Raw genomic sequence first — 15,707 nt, 5'->3', positions numbered from 1 at the left:
GCCGCCGGGCCGGGGGCCGACGCCGGCCGCGTGATCGGCCGGCGGAGCGATGGTACGCTGAGGCGTCGTTGGGGCTGTAGCGCAGTCCGGTAGCGCACCTCGTTCGCATCGAGGGGGTCACGGGTTCAAATCCCGTCAGCTCCACCAGAGGCTGCACCCGGCTGACATGAGGCAGTGCCACCAAAGTTGATCAGCCCAGCGGCCGCACTGGGTGATCACTCACCGACGACCCGGCGCATGATCCGATCGAGATCGTCCTCAGCGGCCGGCGATGCGATCGCGGCGTCATCCCCCGTCTCATCCAGGAGCAAGTGCCGCCGCCCGGTGGCATGCTGCGCCGACCACTCCCCTGGACGGGTAAGGTCGATCGTCGCGGATTCGACGTCCGCCCGTGGGGCGCTGACCACCGGCCGGTTGGCGGGCGGCTTGGACACGTACGTCGGCAGCGGCACCGGGACCGGTTCCCACCGCGAACCGTTCGCCGTCCCTACCGGACTGGTCAGCGGAGGCAACACATCCGCCGGCACTCCAGGGAGTACCTGGGTATCTGCATCGGTGGGGGATTCGTCGCGCGCAACGGCCGGAGTCGACACACGTGACGATCGCCGTCGGTGCCGCTGAATCTCCCGCCGGCGAATCACCTCCGTCCGCAAGTGAACGACGTAGCCGACAAGGGCGAGGACGACGGCCAGCTCCAACCACCACGACGTCCATCCGACGATGCACGTCGCCGTCACAGCAAGGAAGAGACCGAAAAGGCCCGTCAACCGCCGACGCCGACGCAGGGCGAGCCGCCGACGTTCCCGCGCGGTGACAGCGCGGCTGCGGCGGACGACGACATCCGGGTGGTTGTCCACGGTAGGCCCCCAATTCTCCCGTCGAGGCATGAGAATCTCACGGCGGCGGCTCTCGGCGCGATAGCGGCGCGGCAGCGCCGACCGCGGAGACTCGGCGAGCACGCGCATCGCCGTCGAGAATCCCTCCATGCTGCGGCTTGCGTCCTCTGCCTCATGCCGGCGCAGCCACATCGGCACCAGAACGACAATCCACAGCGCGACAATGCCGCCCATGATGATGCCGGTCACAATCCGTCACGGTAGACAGGAGTGACGGATGTGACGATGCAGTACGCCGGTGTGTCGCGACTTTGAGCGGAATTTTCTGCTGGGCCGCATCGCGTCGGCATCTCTGCTGGGCCGCATCGCGTCGGCATCGACCCGCCACCATGGGTCAAACCCATCGGTTCCGGAAAGTTCCCGACCCAACACCCACGGTCAGACACGGAATGCCCCGGTCACGGAACCGATGCACGGTCACGGACAGATGCCGCGATCGCAGAGGCGATGCTGCTGGCGGTCAGGAGAGGCGGCGGTCAGGCGGGAGAGGCGATGTCGCTTGCAGCGGGACGGATTCCACCGCCGCGGGCAAGCCAACGGGCGAGAACCCCTTCCGGCACGTCCTCTACGGTAAGCGCGTAACACAGGTGGTCACGCCACGCACCGGCGATGTGGATGTACCGCACCCGGGTCCCTTCCAACCGGAAACCGAGTTTCTCGACCACCCGCCGCGACGCCGCGTTCTCCGGCCGGATATTCGCCTCAATCCGGTGCAAGCCTCCCGGCCCGAAACAGTGGTCGACGACGAGTGCCAACGCCGTCGGCATAATGCCCCGGCCGGCGAAACGCCGGGCGATCCAGTACCCGGCGGCCCCCGAGCAGACCGAGCCGCGCGTGATGCCGCTCACCGTGATCTGACCGGCAAATTCGCCGTCCATCACCAGTGCGAACGGATAACTCAAGCCGGCACGCGCCTCGCGGCGAAGCGCCCGCACGGTCTCGACATAGCCTTCCCCCTCGGCCGCCCGCCGAGCCGACGGTGCAGTCGCCTCCCACGGCGCCAACCAATCCCGGTTCCGCAGCCGCTCAGTCCGCCACGCCGACGCGTCCCGCACCCGTAACGGACGCAACAACAGGGCGCCGTAGCGCAATTCGACCGGCCAGCCCTTGCTCATCGACGGCTCACCTGCGATCCCGCGCCACCGCCAGGGCGTCCCGGCGCACCGTCACGGTGTCCGGCGGCACCACCACCGTGTCCGGCCGCCATGTCACGGTGTCCCACGGCACCGCCACGGCGCGCCGTCCCGCAAAAACGGCACACGGATATCAGCGTCCCTCCTCGGCATCGGGCTCGGGTTCGGCCGACACGTGATCCTCGCCGTGCAGCTGCGACACCGCATGGTCGAGGAGCGGCCCGATGACCCGCATGCCGTCCCGAACCGCGCCGGGTGACCCAGCCAGGTTGATGATGAGCGTACGGCCGGCGACCCCGGCGACACCGCGGGAGAGCAACGCCGTCGGCACACCGCTCTGCCACCCGGCCAACCGCAACGCCTCAGCGATGCCGGGAATCTCATAGTCAAGGACACCGGCGGTGAGCTGCGGAGTGCGATCCGTCGGGGAAATTCCCGTGCCACCGGTGGTGAGGACGACGTCGTAACCGGCGGCGACCGCCGCGCGCAGCCGGCTGCCGACGGGTTCGCCGTCGGGCACAATGTCCGGGCCGTCGACCTGCCATCCGGCGTCGCGGAGCAGTTCCACCAGCACCGGGCCGCTGCGGTCCGGATACACGCCGGCGGCCGCTCGCGTCGAGACCGTTATCACCAGTGCGCGCGGCATTGCAGAACCTGACAAACGCTACCGGGCAAGGGCCCGCTGCCGAATAACGGCCCGCCGACACGGCATATCGTGCCGCGATACTTCAGCAGCGGAGCGGCGTCGCTGAGCCCGACCGAGCCGCCGGGCGCAGCCTCGTTACGACCCCCGCCGCCAATGCCCGGACTTCCCGCCATGCTTCTCCTCCACCCGCACATCCGTCAGAACCGCAGCGGGATCCACACCTTTGACCATGTCGATCACGGCGAGCCCGGCGACGGCTACCGCGGTGAGCGCCTCCATTTCGACGCCGGTGCGGTCCGCCGTCCGAACCGACGCGCGGATCGACACCCCGTCGTCGGTGACCGCGACGTCGACATCCACGGCGTGCAGCGCAATTGGATGCGCCAGCGGAACGAGCTCCGGAGTGCGTTTCGCCGCCTGTATGCCGGCGATCCGGGCGACGGCAAGCGCATCCCCCTTCGGCAAGGCGTTGTCGCGAAGCAACTCGACGACGCGGGCATTCGTCCGCACGAAACCCACCGCGGTCGCCGTCCGAACCGAAACATCCTTCGCCGACACGTCCACCATGCGAGCCGCGCCGGATGCATCCAGGTGTGCGAACATCTCGGTCATGGTTGCCGCCGTTCGAGAACCATCACCGATACCGTGACTCCCGCCGGGACCTCCGACGCATGCTCGGGCAGCACAATCAGCGCATTGGACTGGGCAAGGGCCGCGACCAGATGCGACCCCATCCCCCCGACCGGAGCGACAACGTACGTCCCGTCGCGCACGTCCAACCGGGCACGGACATAACTCCGCTTGCCCGCGGTCTTGCGCACCGGCTCCAGCAGGGTGGCCCGCACGAGCGGCCGGTACAACCGCTCCCGGCCGAGCATCCGCTGAATCGCCGGCCGGACGAAGACCTCGAACGAGACGAACGCACTGACCGGATTGCCGGGAAGAGTGAAAATCGGGGTCTTGTCCGGCCCGACGTGGCCGAAACCCTGCGGCATCCCCGGTTGCATCGCGACCCGGACGAATTCGACCGTGCCGAGCCGGGAGAGGACCTCTTTCACAACGTCATATGCGCCGGCGCTCACCCCGCCGCTGGTGATGACGAGATCCGCGCGGACGAGTTGCTCCTCGATGAGCGAGAGCAACCGGACCGGATCGTCCGGCACGATGCCCACCCGAAACGCCATCGCGCCACTCTCGCGGGCGGCCGCGGTCAGGGCGTAGCTGTTCGACTCATAGATCTGCGCTGGCCCGGGCACCGCCGCGGCGTCCACCAATTCATTGCCCGTCGAGAAAACCACCACCCGCGGCTTCGGCCGCACCCGCACCCGGGCCCGGCCGATAGCGGCGAGCAATCCCAACTGCGCGGCACCGAGCGTCGTCCCAGCGCGCAGCACGGTATCCCCGGCACGGACATCCTCACCCGCCCGGCGGATATGCAGACCGGGAGACGCCGGCCGGTGAATCCGCACCCGTGCGATGCCGCCGTCCGTCCACTCCACCGGCACGACCGCTTCCGCGCCCGGAGGCACCGGCGCGCCGGTCATGATGCGGGCACACAGGCCGGGATTGATGACGTAACGGCCGCCGGTGCCTGCGGCGATGTCACCGATGACCGGAAGTTCCACCGGATGGTCCGCCGATGCCGTCGCAACATCGGCGACCCGGACGGCGTACCCGTCCATCGCGGAATTGTCGAACCGAGGCAGCGGCTGCTCGGCGACGACGTCCTCGGCCAGCACACAGCCGTGCGCGTCGAGAAGGTTGACTTCAATATCCGCCAGCGGACCGATCGACGTGAGGATCCGTCGCAGGTGGTCGTCGACACTGCGCAGCTCGGGACTGACAGCTGTCATCGGTCGTCTCGTCGGGCGTCCACGAATTCTCGCAGCCACGAAAGAAGCGGCGGCCCAAGGTCCTCGCGCTCAACAGCAAGCTGAATCACCGCACGCAGATATTCCAACCGGTCCCCGGTGTCGTAACGCCGGCCGCGGAAGAGGACACCGTGCACGGGCCCGCCGTCGCCGTCTCGGCCGGCGAGAACCCGGAGCGCGTCGGTGAGCTGAATTTCGCCGCCGGCCCCCGGTTCGGTTTTCGCCAGAACGTCGAATATCTCCGGGGCAATGACGTACCGCCCGATGAGGGCGAGATTGCTCGGCGCCCGTTCCCGCGGCTTCTCCACCAGATCCGTCACCCGGACGACGTCCGGTTCATCGGTCGGCTCCACCGCCGCGCATCCGTAGAGGTGAATGTGGTCGGGATCGACTTCCATCAGCGCGATGACGGTGCCGCCGCGCCGTTGCAAGACGTCAATCATGCGAGGCAACAGCGGGTCGCGGCCGTCGATGATGTCGTCGCCGAGCAGGACGGCGAACGGCTCCTCGCCGACGTGCATGGCGGCGCACGAGACGGCGTGCCCCAACCCGCGCGGTTCCCCCTGCCGGACGTAGTGGATGGTGGCCAGCCGCGTCGACTCTTCAACGAGGGCGAGCTTGCGGTCGTCACCCTTGGCGGCCAGCGCCGATTCGAGTTCGTAGTTGCGGTCGAAGTGGTCTTCCAGCGGGCGCTTGTTCCGACCGGTGATCATCAGGATGTCGTCGAGTCCGGCCGCGACCGCCTCCTCGACGACGTACTGGATCGCCGGTTTGTCGACGACCGGCAGCATCTCCTTCGGGGTCGCCTTGGTCGCGGGGAGAAAGCGCGTGCCCAGCCCGGCAGCCGGAATCACCGCTTTGCGAACTCGTCGAACGCTCGTCGCCATGCAACGAACCCTAGTCGAGCCGGACGGCGCGAAGCGTGGTGCGCCGCCGTTCCTACGCCGGCGCCTCGGGCCGAGTCGGTCCTACGCCGCCGCGCCCAGTCCAGCCGGTCTAACGCCGCCGCGCCCGGCCCAGACGGCTACGCCGGCGCTTCGGGCTGTCCGGGCTCGCCGGCCTCCGGAACACTCGCGGGCTCGCCGGCCTCCGGAACCACGACGATCCTCGGCGTCGACAACCCGGCTGGCGTCTCGCCACCCGCTCGAGCGAACCGCCAGGCATCGCGACCGGAATGCTTCGCGACGTACAGCGCCTCGTCGGCGGCCCGCAGCAGGATCGCGGCCGAACTGCCGTGCCGGGGAAAGACCGCAATGCCGATCGACGCCGTCACCGGAATGTCCATCTGCTCGACGTGAAACGGGGTGCCGCGAACCGCTTGCCGGAGCCGCTCCGCGGTGTGCGCCGCGCCGTCCGCATCCGTCTCGGGAAGAATGACGACGAATTCCTCGCCGCCGTAACGGGCGACCGTGTCCACCTCCCGGACGGTCGTGTGCAACCGCCGGGCAAGCTCGACGAGCACCGCGTCCCCGGCCTGGTGACCATGCCGATCGTTGATGTCCTTGAACCGGTCCAGATCAATCATCAACAGCGCCAACGGACGGCGGAACCGGGTCGCCCGCTCGATCTCATGACCAAGAGTCATGGTCAAGTACCGGTAATTCCATAGTCCCGTCAGCGCGTCCGTGAGCGAGAGCCGCTCGGCTTCCTGATGGAGGAGCACGTTCTCAATCGCGACACTGGCCTGGCCCGCGAAGGTACCGAGCGTGCGCACGTCGTTCTCGGTGAACGCGGCGCCGCCGTCGCCGGTCTCCTCCTGGTCGTACACCGCGAGGACGCCGCTGATGCGCCCGGCTTGTCGCAACGGCACGGCGAGAACGGTGCGCCGCCGCGGTTCCTCCGGGATCGGCCGGAGCCCGGGCCCGTCTCCGACGACACCGTGGACCGGCGTACCTCGTTCGGCAACCCGGCCGATGATCCCTGCACCAAGCGGCACGACCGCGTCCGGGGCCAGCTCCGGCAAACCTCGGCTCACCTTGACGTGCAGCACACCGTCGGATTCGAAGAGCGCCACCAGCCCCGCCGATGCACGGACGCTGGCCATTGCGGTATCGACAATGACCGCAAGAATTCCCGGCAAGTTATGCGTTTGCGCCAATGCAGCGCCCAATCGTTCCAGGTTCTCCCGCAATTCGGCATGGCTGCGCTCGAGCTGACCGATGTACCTGCGCAATTCGGCGGTCATGTGGTTGAAGGCCGCCGCCAACCGGCCGACCTCGTCGCGCGATCGGACCGGCAGCGTGATGTCCAGATCGCCGCCGGCCACCCGGCTTGCCGCCTCCGACAGCTCGGCGACCGGTTGGCTGATGAGCCGGGCCAAGAACCGGCCGATCGCGATCGCCCCGGCAGTCGCGAACCCGATGATGCCGAGGAAAATCCACGGCAGGCCACCCAATTCCGGCACGGGTCGGCTCACCAGGATGCGATATGGTTCGCCGGCCGCGGCGTCGTGGACTGCGACGATCCGTGACCCCACCTGGGTCACATCGGCGCCGGGCCGGATGGCGGCCAGCTGGGCCCGGGCAACCGGCAACGGAAGCGTCGACGAGACAATCTCCGAACCCACGGCGAGGGTGACCGCCGGCTGATCAGCAAGATGCGCTTGGAGGTCAGCCGCGGTCTGGGGGCTGATCAGCCAGGCCACCACGGCGTACCGCCAATCGGGGTGATTGCCGACAGCCAGCTCGACCCGGCCGGCGATGGCGACCTCGGCGCCACGGCCGCTGCCGCAGCCGTCCAGCACGGACAGATCCGTCACACCCGCTGGACGCCGCCCGGCCTCAGCAACCGCAGCACCGGAGGCATCCACCACCGCCGCGTAGTCGGCGCGCGACTCGGCGAGGCTGGCGCGAACCGCCTGCTGGGGTGTCGTTCCCACCAGCCGCAGACCTAGGGCGCGTGCGTCGAGCATTGCGTGCCCGCACTGGGCGGCGAGGAGATCCGACACGTCGGTGCGATCCGCGCGTAATCTTCCGCTCACCTGACCGCGAAGAACATCCGGCACGATGACGGCGACGAGGAGACACCCAACGAGCACGGGGATGAGCACGACGAAGACAAAGGCCATCGACAGCCTGGCCCGCAGTCCGATCCGGGTGCGGTGCCGATCCGCGCCGGACGCCGGCAGCGGCCGTCGCGCGCCGATGTCCGACGTCATAGCGCGTCACCTCTCCGTACGCCGGATCACTCTTGAGATGGTGTCATGTCGGCAGCGTGGGCGCGAAGCCGCTACTTGGGCGAAACCGCCCCGAATGCGACAACCAGCTGATGCGCGGCCGCCGGTAAGCGGCTCTCCGCTGATGCGCTGTTCTCTCATCGCCGCCAGGCTCCGGATCATCTTCAGCGAGCGGATCCACGGAGAGCAATGACGACACCCGACGCCATCGCCGCAGCAAAAGCTGGACTGCGCCGCACGCTCCTCGCCGCCCGCGCCCAGCGCACGCCCGCTGCGCGACGCGAGGCCGGACGACGGATTGCCGCGGCCGCCGCCGACCTGCTGGGCGATTGGTCACCTGCGGTCGCCGCTGTCTACCTTGCGATCGGAACCGAGCCGCCGACTGACCAGCTCATCGCCGTCCTGGCCGACCGCGGTTGCCGGCTCATCGTGCCGATCCTTCGCGACGACGGTGATCTCGACTGGACGCCCTACCATCCGGCCGATCCGACCGAGCCGGGGCTCCGCGGCACGCTCATCCCAACCCAGCCCCGCGCGCTCGGCGTCGAAGCCGTCTCGACGGCAGACCTGATCGTCGTCCCGGCGCTCGCGGTGGACCCCACTGGTGTGCGGCTCGGCCGAGGCGGCGGCGGTTATGACCGGGCGCTTCGGCGCCGAAGCCCCGGCAGCCTCACGGTCGCCGTGATTTATGACGACGAGCTCGTGCCGTCGTTACCCGAGGCTGACCATGATCAACGGGTGGACGCCGCTCTCACCCCGTCACGCGCCCACCGGTTCCGTGCCGGGAGCAGCCCGTGACGCACTCCATCGAACTCGGGCTGCTCGTCGGTGCCGTTGTCCTGCTGACCGCGATCCTCGCCGTACGGTTCACCAGCCGGGTAGGCATCCCGGCGCTCCTCGCATACCTCGCGATCGGCCTGGCCCTGCAGGCCCTCATCCGGTTCGACGACGCTCAACTCGCCCGTAACGTCGGCCTTACCGCGCTGGCCCTGATCCTCGCCGAAGGTGGCCTCACCACGCGCTGGGACGACGTCCGCCAGTACGTGCCGGCGGGGCTCGCGCTCGCAACCGTCGGGGTGCTCGTCAGCACGGCGGGCACGGCGGCTGCCGTTCACGTCGTCTTCGGCGGTTCATGGCGCCTCGACCTGCTGGTCGGGGCAATCCTCGCGCCGACCGATGCAGCGGCCGTGTTCTCGCTGTTGCGCCGGGTCCGGTTGCCCCGGCGACTGGCCGGTGTGCTGGAGGTCGAATCAGGACTCAACGACGCCCCCGCAGTCCTTCTCGTGACCCTCCTGTCGGAGTCCACCGATCGTGCCCCCCTGGCCCTCGTCGGGCTCATCGGCTACGAACTCGTCGTCGGCGCGGGCATCGGATTGCTCATCGCGCGACTGACCGCCCTCCAGCTGCGCCGATTGGCGCTTCCGGCATCCGGTCTTTACCCGCTGGCGGTCCTGGCCACGGCCGTGGCGTGCTATGCGCTGGCGACCCTCGCACAGGCGAGCGGCTTCCTCGCGATTTACGTCGGCGCTCTCGTCCTCGGCAATGCACGGCTTCCGCACCGGCCGGCGACCCGGGGCTTCGCCGAAGGCGTCGCCTGGCTGGCGCAGATCACCGTCTTCGTCATCCTGGGACTCCTCGTCACCCCAAGCGGCCTGCCCCGCGAAATCGTGCCGGCCCTCATCATCGGTGCCGCTCTGCTGCTGCTCGCCCGACCGGCGTCGGTTGTCGCATCGATCGGAACGCTCCGCGTCATAGCTGCCGTCTGGCGCACACTTCCGCTCAGGCGTAGCAACACCCAGCCTCGATTTGCTGATAAGCCGCGCCGGCGCACGGTTCCCATCGACCTCCTCGACCTGCGTGAGCAGGCCTTCGTCTCGTGGGCAGGGCTGAGAGGCGCGGTACCGATCGTGCTCGCCACGATTCCCGTCACCCAACGCGTTCCGGCCAGCGACCGTATCCTCGCGCTGGTCTTTGTTCTCGTTGTGATTTACACGATCGTGCAAGGACCAACGCTTCCCGCGGCAGCCCGGCTGCTCCGGGTCGTAGCGCCGTCCGAACCGACGGACTTGGACGTCGAAGCCGCCCCACTGGAAGAGATGGACGCCGACGTCCTGCAGCTGCGCATCCCGGAAGGTTCACGGCTGCACGGCGTCGAGGTCTTCGAATTGCGGCTGCCACGCGGCGCCGCCGTCACGCTCGTCGTCCGTGACGGCCAGAGTTTCGTGCCAACCCCGGAGACGCAGCTGCGACGCGGCGACTCCCTGCTTATTGTCACGACGGCCCGCGCCCGCGCGGAGACCGAGCGGCGGCTGCGAGCTGTGAGTCGCCGAGGGAAACTGGCCGCCTGGTACGGCGATCGCGGCACCTGACGCTTACGGCGTGTCGCTTGATCCTCAGCGGTCTTGCGCGGACGCGTTCGGACCCGACCCACGCGGCGTACGGCAGCTAATCTTGAGCGGTGGACGAGAATCGCGCTCTTCGTATTGTCGACAAATTGAGAGATCGAGGCATCGACGCTCATCTGGCACGCGCGGACCTCTACCGATTTGGTGTCCGTATCGCGCTGCCGGACGGGCGGGAAGCCGTGTGGGACACCGATGGCACAGCCGACCTCGAGGCCGAGGTCATGCGGGACGGCGTACTCGTCGGCTTCGTCCCCGTCATTCCTGGATCTGCGGATTTCGACGACGACCAGGTCGTCGATGCCATTGCGCGGACCGATTACGACACGCCGATCGCCCGCCCACGCCGGTCCGCGCCGCCGGCGGCTCCGCCGCTCCGCCGGGAAGGCGGGGTGTTTCGCCGATTCCTCGGGGGCTTCCGGGAGGGGTCCTGATCGGGCGGAACGGAACGGGCCGCAGCCGGGTGGACGGTGACCACGGGGATGTCGCATCATTAGCAATCGAAGCTACCGAGTGCTAAGGAGGCGATCGTGCCCACCTACCAGTACGTGTGTACGAGCTGTGGAGAGCGCCTCGAGGTCGTGCAGAAATTCACCGACGAACCGCTGACTGAGTGTCCGACATGCCAGGGCCGGCTCCGCAAGGTCTTCTCGTCGGTCGGTGTCGTCTTCAAGGGTTCCGGTTTTTACCGCACCGACAGCCGCGCTGCAGCGAACGGAGCGAAATCCGAGTCCAGAGAGGCTGCCGATAAGAGCTCATCCGGTTCGGCAGGCACGTCAGGCGGGTCCACCGAATCCGCCGCCGCGCCGGCGGGCACGGCGAAGGCCGCAGCCGGCTGAGCAGCTCGACCATAACGCGACCATCTCGACCAGCCGGCTGAGCCGCTCGGCCACAACTCGGCCATCTCGGCCACAACTCGGCCATAAGGAAAACGGGCGGTCCTCCGCCCGTTGCACAAACCGATGCGCCTGCAACTGTCCGCAACTCCGCGGGTTCCCGCCGTCCTCCCGCCAATTCCCGAGGCGGACCGCGCTGGAGCGATCGCCAGTTAGGCGCTCACGCTGCCTCCGCAACGTCCAGCGCGTGGCGCTCCTCGGCCTCGCGGACCGCGATGCGCCGAGGCTTCGCGGCGTCCGTCAGCGGGAGCCGGACTGTGAGGACGCCGTCGTGGTAGCCGGCGGAGACGCGGTCGGCGTCCACGCCGTCCGGAAGGGTGATCTGCCGGCGGAACCGTCCGTACGGTCGCTCGCCGATCAGCCACGCTCCACCATCAGTGGACGGCGCGTGGCGCTCGGCTTGGATGCTGAGGGTGTCGGCGCTGACCCGGACATCGATCGAACCGGGATCAACGCCCGGAAGGTCGACGCCGACGACGTAGTGATCACCTTCGCGGTACAGGTCGATCGGCATCCACCACTCGGCCCGACCGTCGCCAACAAGATTCCTGACGTCTCGGGCGAGGACGTCGAGAATGCGGATCGGGTCAACAAGCACCGCCATAGTGATCACCCCCTTCACAGCAGATCATCGGAGCTCGCCGCTGTCCGCGGCTCGCTTCCACCAGCCATAGACGCACCCGTCGCCGCGGCTATTCCCGGCCGCCGCACGTGCCGGGCGGCAGCCTCGCGATGCTCCTCGGGTGTGGGGACCGGCCTTCCGACAAGCTGATAGACCACCGCCCCGTCCACCGACTCCTGTTCGAGCAGCAGCGAGGCAAGCTCGTCGACCGCCTGCCGATTTCGGCGAATGATGTCCCGTGCCCGCTCCTCGGCATCGCGGAGCAAATCCGCCACCTCCTGGTCGATCCGTTGCTGGGTGGCTTCGGCGTACGGCCGCGGCGTCAACTCCTGCCCGCCGGGCAGGTACATCGAACCGCCCACCGGATAACTCACCGGCCCAAGCCGCGGCGAGAGCCCGTACTCGCGCACCATCCGGAGGGCCAGCTCGGTCGCCGATGACAAGTCGTTGACCGCCCCGGTCGATGCCTCGCCGAGAATTTCCAGCTCGGCGGCCCGCCCGCCGAGGCGCACCGCCAGGGAGTCACGCAGATAGCTCTCGGAATACAAATGCCGTTCCGCCAACGGCAATTGAAAGGTCACGCCGAGTGCACGGCCCGCAGGCAGAATCGTGACCCGCTCGACGGGATCGGCGTTCTCGCTGCACGCCGCCACCACCGCGTGCCCGGCTTCGTGGACGGCGACGGCGTGTCGTTCCGACGGCAACAGCACGTTGGAGTCTTCCCGGCGACCGAGAATGATCCGATCCCGCGCGTACCGGAAATCCTCCGCGGTGAGATCACGACGTCCCGCCCGGGCGGCGGCGATTGCCGCCTCGTTGACGAGGTTCGCTAATTCAGCACCCGAGAAGCCCGGCGTCGCCCGCGCGACGGCGTCGAGGTCGACGTCGGGGGCGAGCCGCTTGTTCCGGCAGTGCACCCGAAGAATCGCGGCCCTATCGGCCTGGCTCGGCAGCGGCACCGTCACCTGCCGGTCGAAGCGGCCGGGCCGCAGCAGGGCGGGATCCAGCACTTCCGGTCGGTTCGTGGCGGCAAGGACGACCACGCCTTGCGCGGGTTCAAAACCATCCATTTCTGCAAGAAGCTGGTTCAGCGTCTGTTCCCGCTCGTCATTGGCGACGATCGTTCCGGCTCCGGCCCGCCGCTGGCCGATCGCATCGATTTCATCGACGAAAACGATGCACGGCGCATGTTTGCGCGCCTCCTCGAAGAGATCCCGAACCCGGGATGCGCCAACACCGACGAACATTTCCACAAAGCTGGATCCGGTCACCGAGAGGAACGGGACGCCGGCTTCTCCGGCAACCGCCCGGGCCATGAGTGTTTTCCCGGTTCCGGGCGGTCCTACCATGAGGACGCCGCGTGGAATGGCCGCGCCGGCCCGTCGGTACCGTTCCGGGGAACGCAGGAAATCAACAACTTCGGCGATTTCTGCTTTCACGCCGTCATAACCGGCGACGTCGGAGAATCGCGTCTGCGGACGCTCGGTCGTGAAAATCTTCGCCCGCGCCCGGCCGATGCCCGGCAATCCGGCAAGGAAACCGGCGCCGGCTCGGCGTCCGGAGTACGCGAAAAGGCCCAGCAGCAGAAGGAACGGAAGGAACGAGAGAACACCGGCGAGCACCTGGGAGGCCAGGGACGGCCCCGGAGGTCGCGCGCTGATCTGCACGCCGTTGTTCTCCAGTTCGTTCAGCAGCTGCGAACCGGCCAGCCCAATAGGAATCGTCGTCGAATACGGCCGCCCGTCGGCAAATTGCCCGGATGCTTCACCGTCGGAGTGGATCGTTATCGTCTTGATGTCGTGGTGGTGGAGCGCGGTAAGAAACTCCGAGTACGTCAGCGTTTTCCCCGACGACGGGCGCATCGGGAACGTAAACAGCAGCACCAGGCTCACGAGCAGGCCTATCGGCAGGAGCCAGCGCCGCCATGGCGGCGGAGGCGGCGGTGCGCTGCCGGTGGGTTTGTCCTGCGGCAGTCCTGAGGTCACTTCGCGACTCACGGATAGTCACCTTCGCTATGGATCAGGTGCGTACCAGCAATTCGTCGTCACGTGGTGTCGCATCGATAATTCCCCGTCCGAGTGTCGTTCTCTCGCGCTCCGACGAAGTTCTTGCTTCCGTTGATGCGGTCCGCGTCACGTCCGGCGCAGCAGGGCGGGTACTCCAATGGGTCATGCCGGCGAGGAACCCGGCCCCGCTCGATCCACAGCGGCCGGCGGTCATCTCCACAGGCTCATCCGGTCGTGCCTCGCCCCACCGGCGGCTCCGTAAGGTGGACGCGTGGCAACGACATCTGCAGTTATCGGTGTCCTCGGCGGCACCGGTTTTTACGAACTACTCGACGACGCGCAGCCCGCTGCCACCGGCACCCCGTTCGGCGAGCCGAGCGAGCCGCCTCTTATCGGGAAGATCGCGGGACGCGCCGTGGCATTCATCCCGCGGCACGGCAAGGACCATCGCTTTCCGCCGCACCTCGTGCCCTACCAGGCGAACATCTGGGCGTTGCACGCTCTGGGAGTTCGACAGGTTCTCGCTGTCGCGGCGGTGGGGTCGCTGCGGGAGGAGATCGGCGTCGGTCGCTTGGTTATCCCGGACCAGGTCGTCGACCGCACCTATGGGCGGCCGCAGACTTACTTCGATCGGGTGGGCGGGGTCTTCCACGCACCCTTCGCCGACCCGTACTGTCCGGTCGGCCGGCGCACGGTTATTGATGCGGCGCGGAGACACGGCTGGGAGCCCGTGGAGACCGGAACGCTCGTGGTGGTCGAAGGTCCGCGCTTCTCAAGCCGAGCAGAATCACGGTTCCACGCCGCCCAGGGCTGGTCGATCGTAGGCATGACCGGCCAGCCGGAGGCAGCGCTCGCCCGCGAACTGGGCCTGTGCTATACGGCGGTTGCTCTCGTCACCGACGTCGACGCCGGCATCCGCGAGGGTGAGGGCGTGACCGAAGCCGAGGTGATCGCGCAATTCACCCGGAACGTCGAGCGCATCCGTACGACGATCGCCACCGCCATTGAGTTGCTGCCCGAGCGGCCAGAGTGCGATTGTGCGCAGAAAGGAAATCCCGATCTCGCTGCGGCGTTGCACGCCGCCTCCCGGTGAGGACGCCGCACCGGCGGCGCTACGGAAACCACGCGGTGACCTGGCAAGCGCGCCGCCCTCGGCGGCCGATCCGCGCGTCGCTGGACGCGCTCCGGTGGTTGTCGGCGGTGCCGCCGGGATTGCAGGACGCCGCATATTGGTCGCGGGCGCAACCGCGGTCAGGGCGGGATCGGCTCCGCGACGCGCTGGAGCGGGCGGGGCGGCTGTTGCGGCGTCGCCGGCGACTCCTCGCCGCGGCATGCCTCGTGGTCGCCGTGGGCGGCATCGTCCAGAGCCTGACGCCTCGCCCACCCGCGACGGTTGACGTCGTCGTCGCTCAGCGGGACTTGCCGGCGGGAGCGACAATTCGCGATGCCGACGTCCGGCTCGCCGCGTTTCCAACGAACCTGCAACCGGCCGGAACCCTGCATCGGCTGGTCGAGGTGACCGGCAGGCGGCTCATCTCGCCGGTGCGCCGCGGCGAGCCACTCACCGATGTGAGGTTCGGCGGCGGTGCGCACCCCGCACCCGGACTGGTAGCCGTCCCGATCCACGTCGCTGACGGCGCGGTCACAAAGCTGTTTTCCCCGGGCATGTCGGTCGATGTGCTGGCCGCAGACCCCGATGCGCCGCTCGGCACGCCGGCGGTCGTTGTCGCGACGGACGTCGACGTGCTCGCTGTTCCGTCGAACGGCTCGGACCCTGCGGGGGACGGCAGTGCGCTTCTCTTCGTCGCCGCCAGCGCCTGGCAAGCACGATTGCTCGCTCAAGCGCAGGCGAGGAGTCCGCTTGTTCTCGCCGTACACGATTCGACCCAGATTCCGCAAAACGATGCGCCGTCGTAACGCGTCACGTATATTCTCATCGATCGCACGGACGGGGCGGCTGGTGCGGCGTCGCCGGGCCGACGCGCGATTGCCGCTAACCGGCGCACCGGTTCTTCCGTCAAACCAGTAGCACAGCGAGCTTACGCATCAACCGGTCAAGA

General features: G+C 68.3%; 15 protein-coding genes and 1 tRNA gene. 7 read left to right on the top strand and 9 right to left on the bottom strand.

Translation table 11 applies throughout. The features are described from left to right. Positions 1–70: 70 nt before the first annotated feature. Positions 71–147, top strand: a tRNA-Ala gene (locus ACEL_RS00905). Between the two features lie 68 nt (positions 148–215). Here the strand turns inward: ACEL_RS00905 and ACEL_RS00900 are convergent. From ACEL_RS00900 to ACEL_RS00870, 7 genes are all read right to left on the bottom strand, one after another. Continuing rightward, positions 216–1,085: a hypothetical protein gene (locus ACEL_RS00900; RefSeq protein ID WP_011719010.1), complete on the bottom strand. Its 870-nt coding sequence runs from the start codon at positions 1,083–1,085 to the stop codon at positions 216–218. A 287-nt stretch (positions 1,086–1,372) separates the two neighbouring features. Further along, positions 1,373–2,011: a GNAT family N-acetyltransferase gene (locus tag ACEL_RS00895; protein ID WP_011719009.1), complete on the bottom strand. Its 639-nt coding sequence runs from the start codon at positions 2,009–2,011 to the stop codon at positions 1,373–1,375. A 151-nt stretch (positions 2,012–2,162) separates the two neighbouring features. Continuing rightward, positions 2,163–2,675, bottom strand: a complete 513-nt coding sequence (locus ACEL_RS00890) for a MogA/MoaB family molybdenum cofactor biosynthesis protein (protein WP_011719008.1) — start codon at positions 2,673–2,675, stop codon at positions 2,163–2,165. A 135-nt stretch (positions 2,676–2,810) separates the two neighbouring features. Further along, a complete protein-coding gene (moaC, locus tag ACEL_RS00885) occupies positions 2,811–3,287 on the bottom strand; it encodes a cyclic pyranopterin monophosphate synthase MoaC (protein WP_011719007.1) in 477 nt (158 codons plus the stop codon). Further along, a complete protein-coding gene (gene glp / locus ACEL_RS00880; RefSeq protein WP_011719006.1) occupies positions 3,284–4,528 on the bottom strand; it encodes a molybdotransferase-like divisome protein Glp in 1,245 nt (414 codons plus the stop codon). The genes moaC and glp overlap by 4 nt, the downstream gene beginning before the upstream one ends. Next, entirely contained in the window at positions 4,525–5,433 is a 909-nt protein-coding gene (gene galU, locus ACEL_RS00875) for a UTP--glucose-1-phosphate uridylyltransferase GalU (RefSeq protein ID WP_011719005.1), read from the bottom strand. Before galU ends, glp begins: the two co-directional genes overlap by 4 nt. 137 nt (positions 5,434–5,570) lie before the next feature. Further along, positions 5,571–7,703: a diguanylate cyclase gene (locus tag ACEL_RS00870; RefSeq protein ID WP_011719004.1), complete on the bottom strand. Its 2,133-nt coding sequence runs from the start codon at positions 7,701–7,703 to the stop codon at positions 5,571–5,573. Between the two features lie 207 nt (positions 7,704–7,910). Between ACEL_RS00870 and ACEL_RS00865 the strand changes: the two genes are divergently transcribed. The 4 genes from ACEL_RS00865 (at position 7,911) to ACEL_RS00850 (ending at position 10,962) form a co-directional block, all read left to right on the top strand. Further along, the gene (locus ACEL_RS00865) at positions 7,911–8,519 is read left to right on the top strand and encodes a 5-formyltetrahydrofolate cyclo-ligase (RefSeq protein WP_011719003.1); all 609 of its coding nucleotides are present in this window, start codon (positions 7,911–7,913) and stop codon (positions 8,517–8,519) included. After that, a complete protein-coding gene (locus ACEL_RS00860) occupies positions 8,516–10,090 on the top strand; it encodes a potassium/proton antiporter (RefSeq protein WP_011719002.1) in 1,575 nt (524 codons plus the stop codon). The genes ACEL_RS00865 and ACEL_RS00860 overlap by 4 nt, the downstream gene beginning before the upstream one ends. Positions 10,091–10,179: 89 nt before the next feature. Then, on the top strand, positions 10,180–10,557 hold the full coding sequence (locus ACEL_RS00855; RefSeq protein WP_011719001.1) for a hypothetical protein: 378 nt from the start codon (positions 10,180–10,182) through the stop codon (positions 10,555–10,557). 96 nt (positions 10,558–10,653) lie between these two features. Further along, the gene (locus ACEL_RS00850) at positions 10,654–10,962 is read left to right on the top strand and encodes an FmdB family zinc ribbon protein (protein WP_011719000.1); all 309 of its coding nucleotides are present in this window, start codon (positions 10,654–10,656) and stop codon (positions 10,960–10,962) included. Between the two features lie 217 nt (positions 10,963–11,179). Here ACEL_RS00850 and ACEL_RS00845 read toward each other — a convergent pair whose 3' ends face one another. After that, the gene (locus ACEL_RS00845) at positions 11,180–11,623 is read right to left on the bottom strand and encodes an Hsp20/alpha crystallin family protein (RefSeq protein WP_011718999.1); all 444 of its coding nucleotides are present in this window, start codon (positions 11,621–11,623) and stop codon (positions 11,180–11,182) included. Positions 11,624–11,637: 14 nt separating this feature from the next. Then, entirely contained in the window at positions 11,638–13,638 is a 2,001-nt protein-coding gene (ftsH, locus tag ACEL_RS00840) for an ATP-dependent zinc metalloprotease FtsH (protein WP_011718998.1), read from the bottom strand. A gap of 280 nt (positions 13,639–13,918) precedes the next feature. On the opposite strand from ftsH, the gene ACEL_RS00835 reads away from it, so the two are divergent. Together ACEL_RS00835 and ACEL_RS00830 are read left to right on the top strand one after the other, a co-directional pair. Further along, on the top strand, positions 13,919–14,740 hold the full coding sequence (locus tag ACEL_RS00835) for an S-methyl-5'-thioadenosine phosphorylase (protein WP_011718997.1): 822 nt from the start codon (positions 13,919–13,921) through the stop codon (positions 14,738–14,740). 35 nt (positions 14,741–14,775) lie between these two features. Then, on the top strand, positions 14,776–15,564 hold the full coding sequence (locus tag ACEL_RS00830) for an SAF domain-containing protein (RefSeq protein ID WP_049751315.1): 789 nt from the start codon (positions 14,776–14,778) through the stop codon (positions 15,562–15,564). Positions 15,565–15,707: the final 143 nt, after the last annotated feature.

It is taken from the genome of Acidothermus cellulolyticus 11B (assembly GCF_000015025.1).
Taxonomy (GTDB): Bacteria; Actinomycetota; Actinomycetes; order Acidothermales; family Acidothermaceae; genus Acidothermus; species Acidothermus cellulolyticus.
The sequence above is the reverse complement of the archived record's forward strand: the minus strand, read 5'-3'. Positions and strand labels throughout refer to the sequence as shown.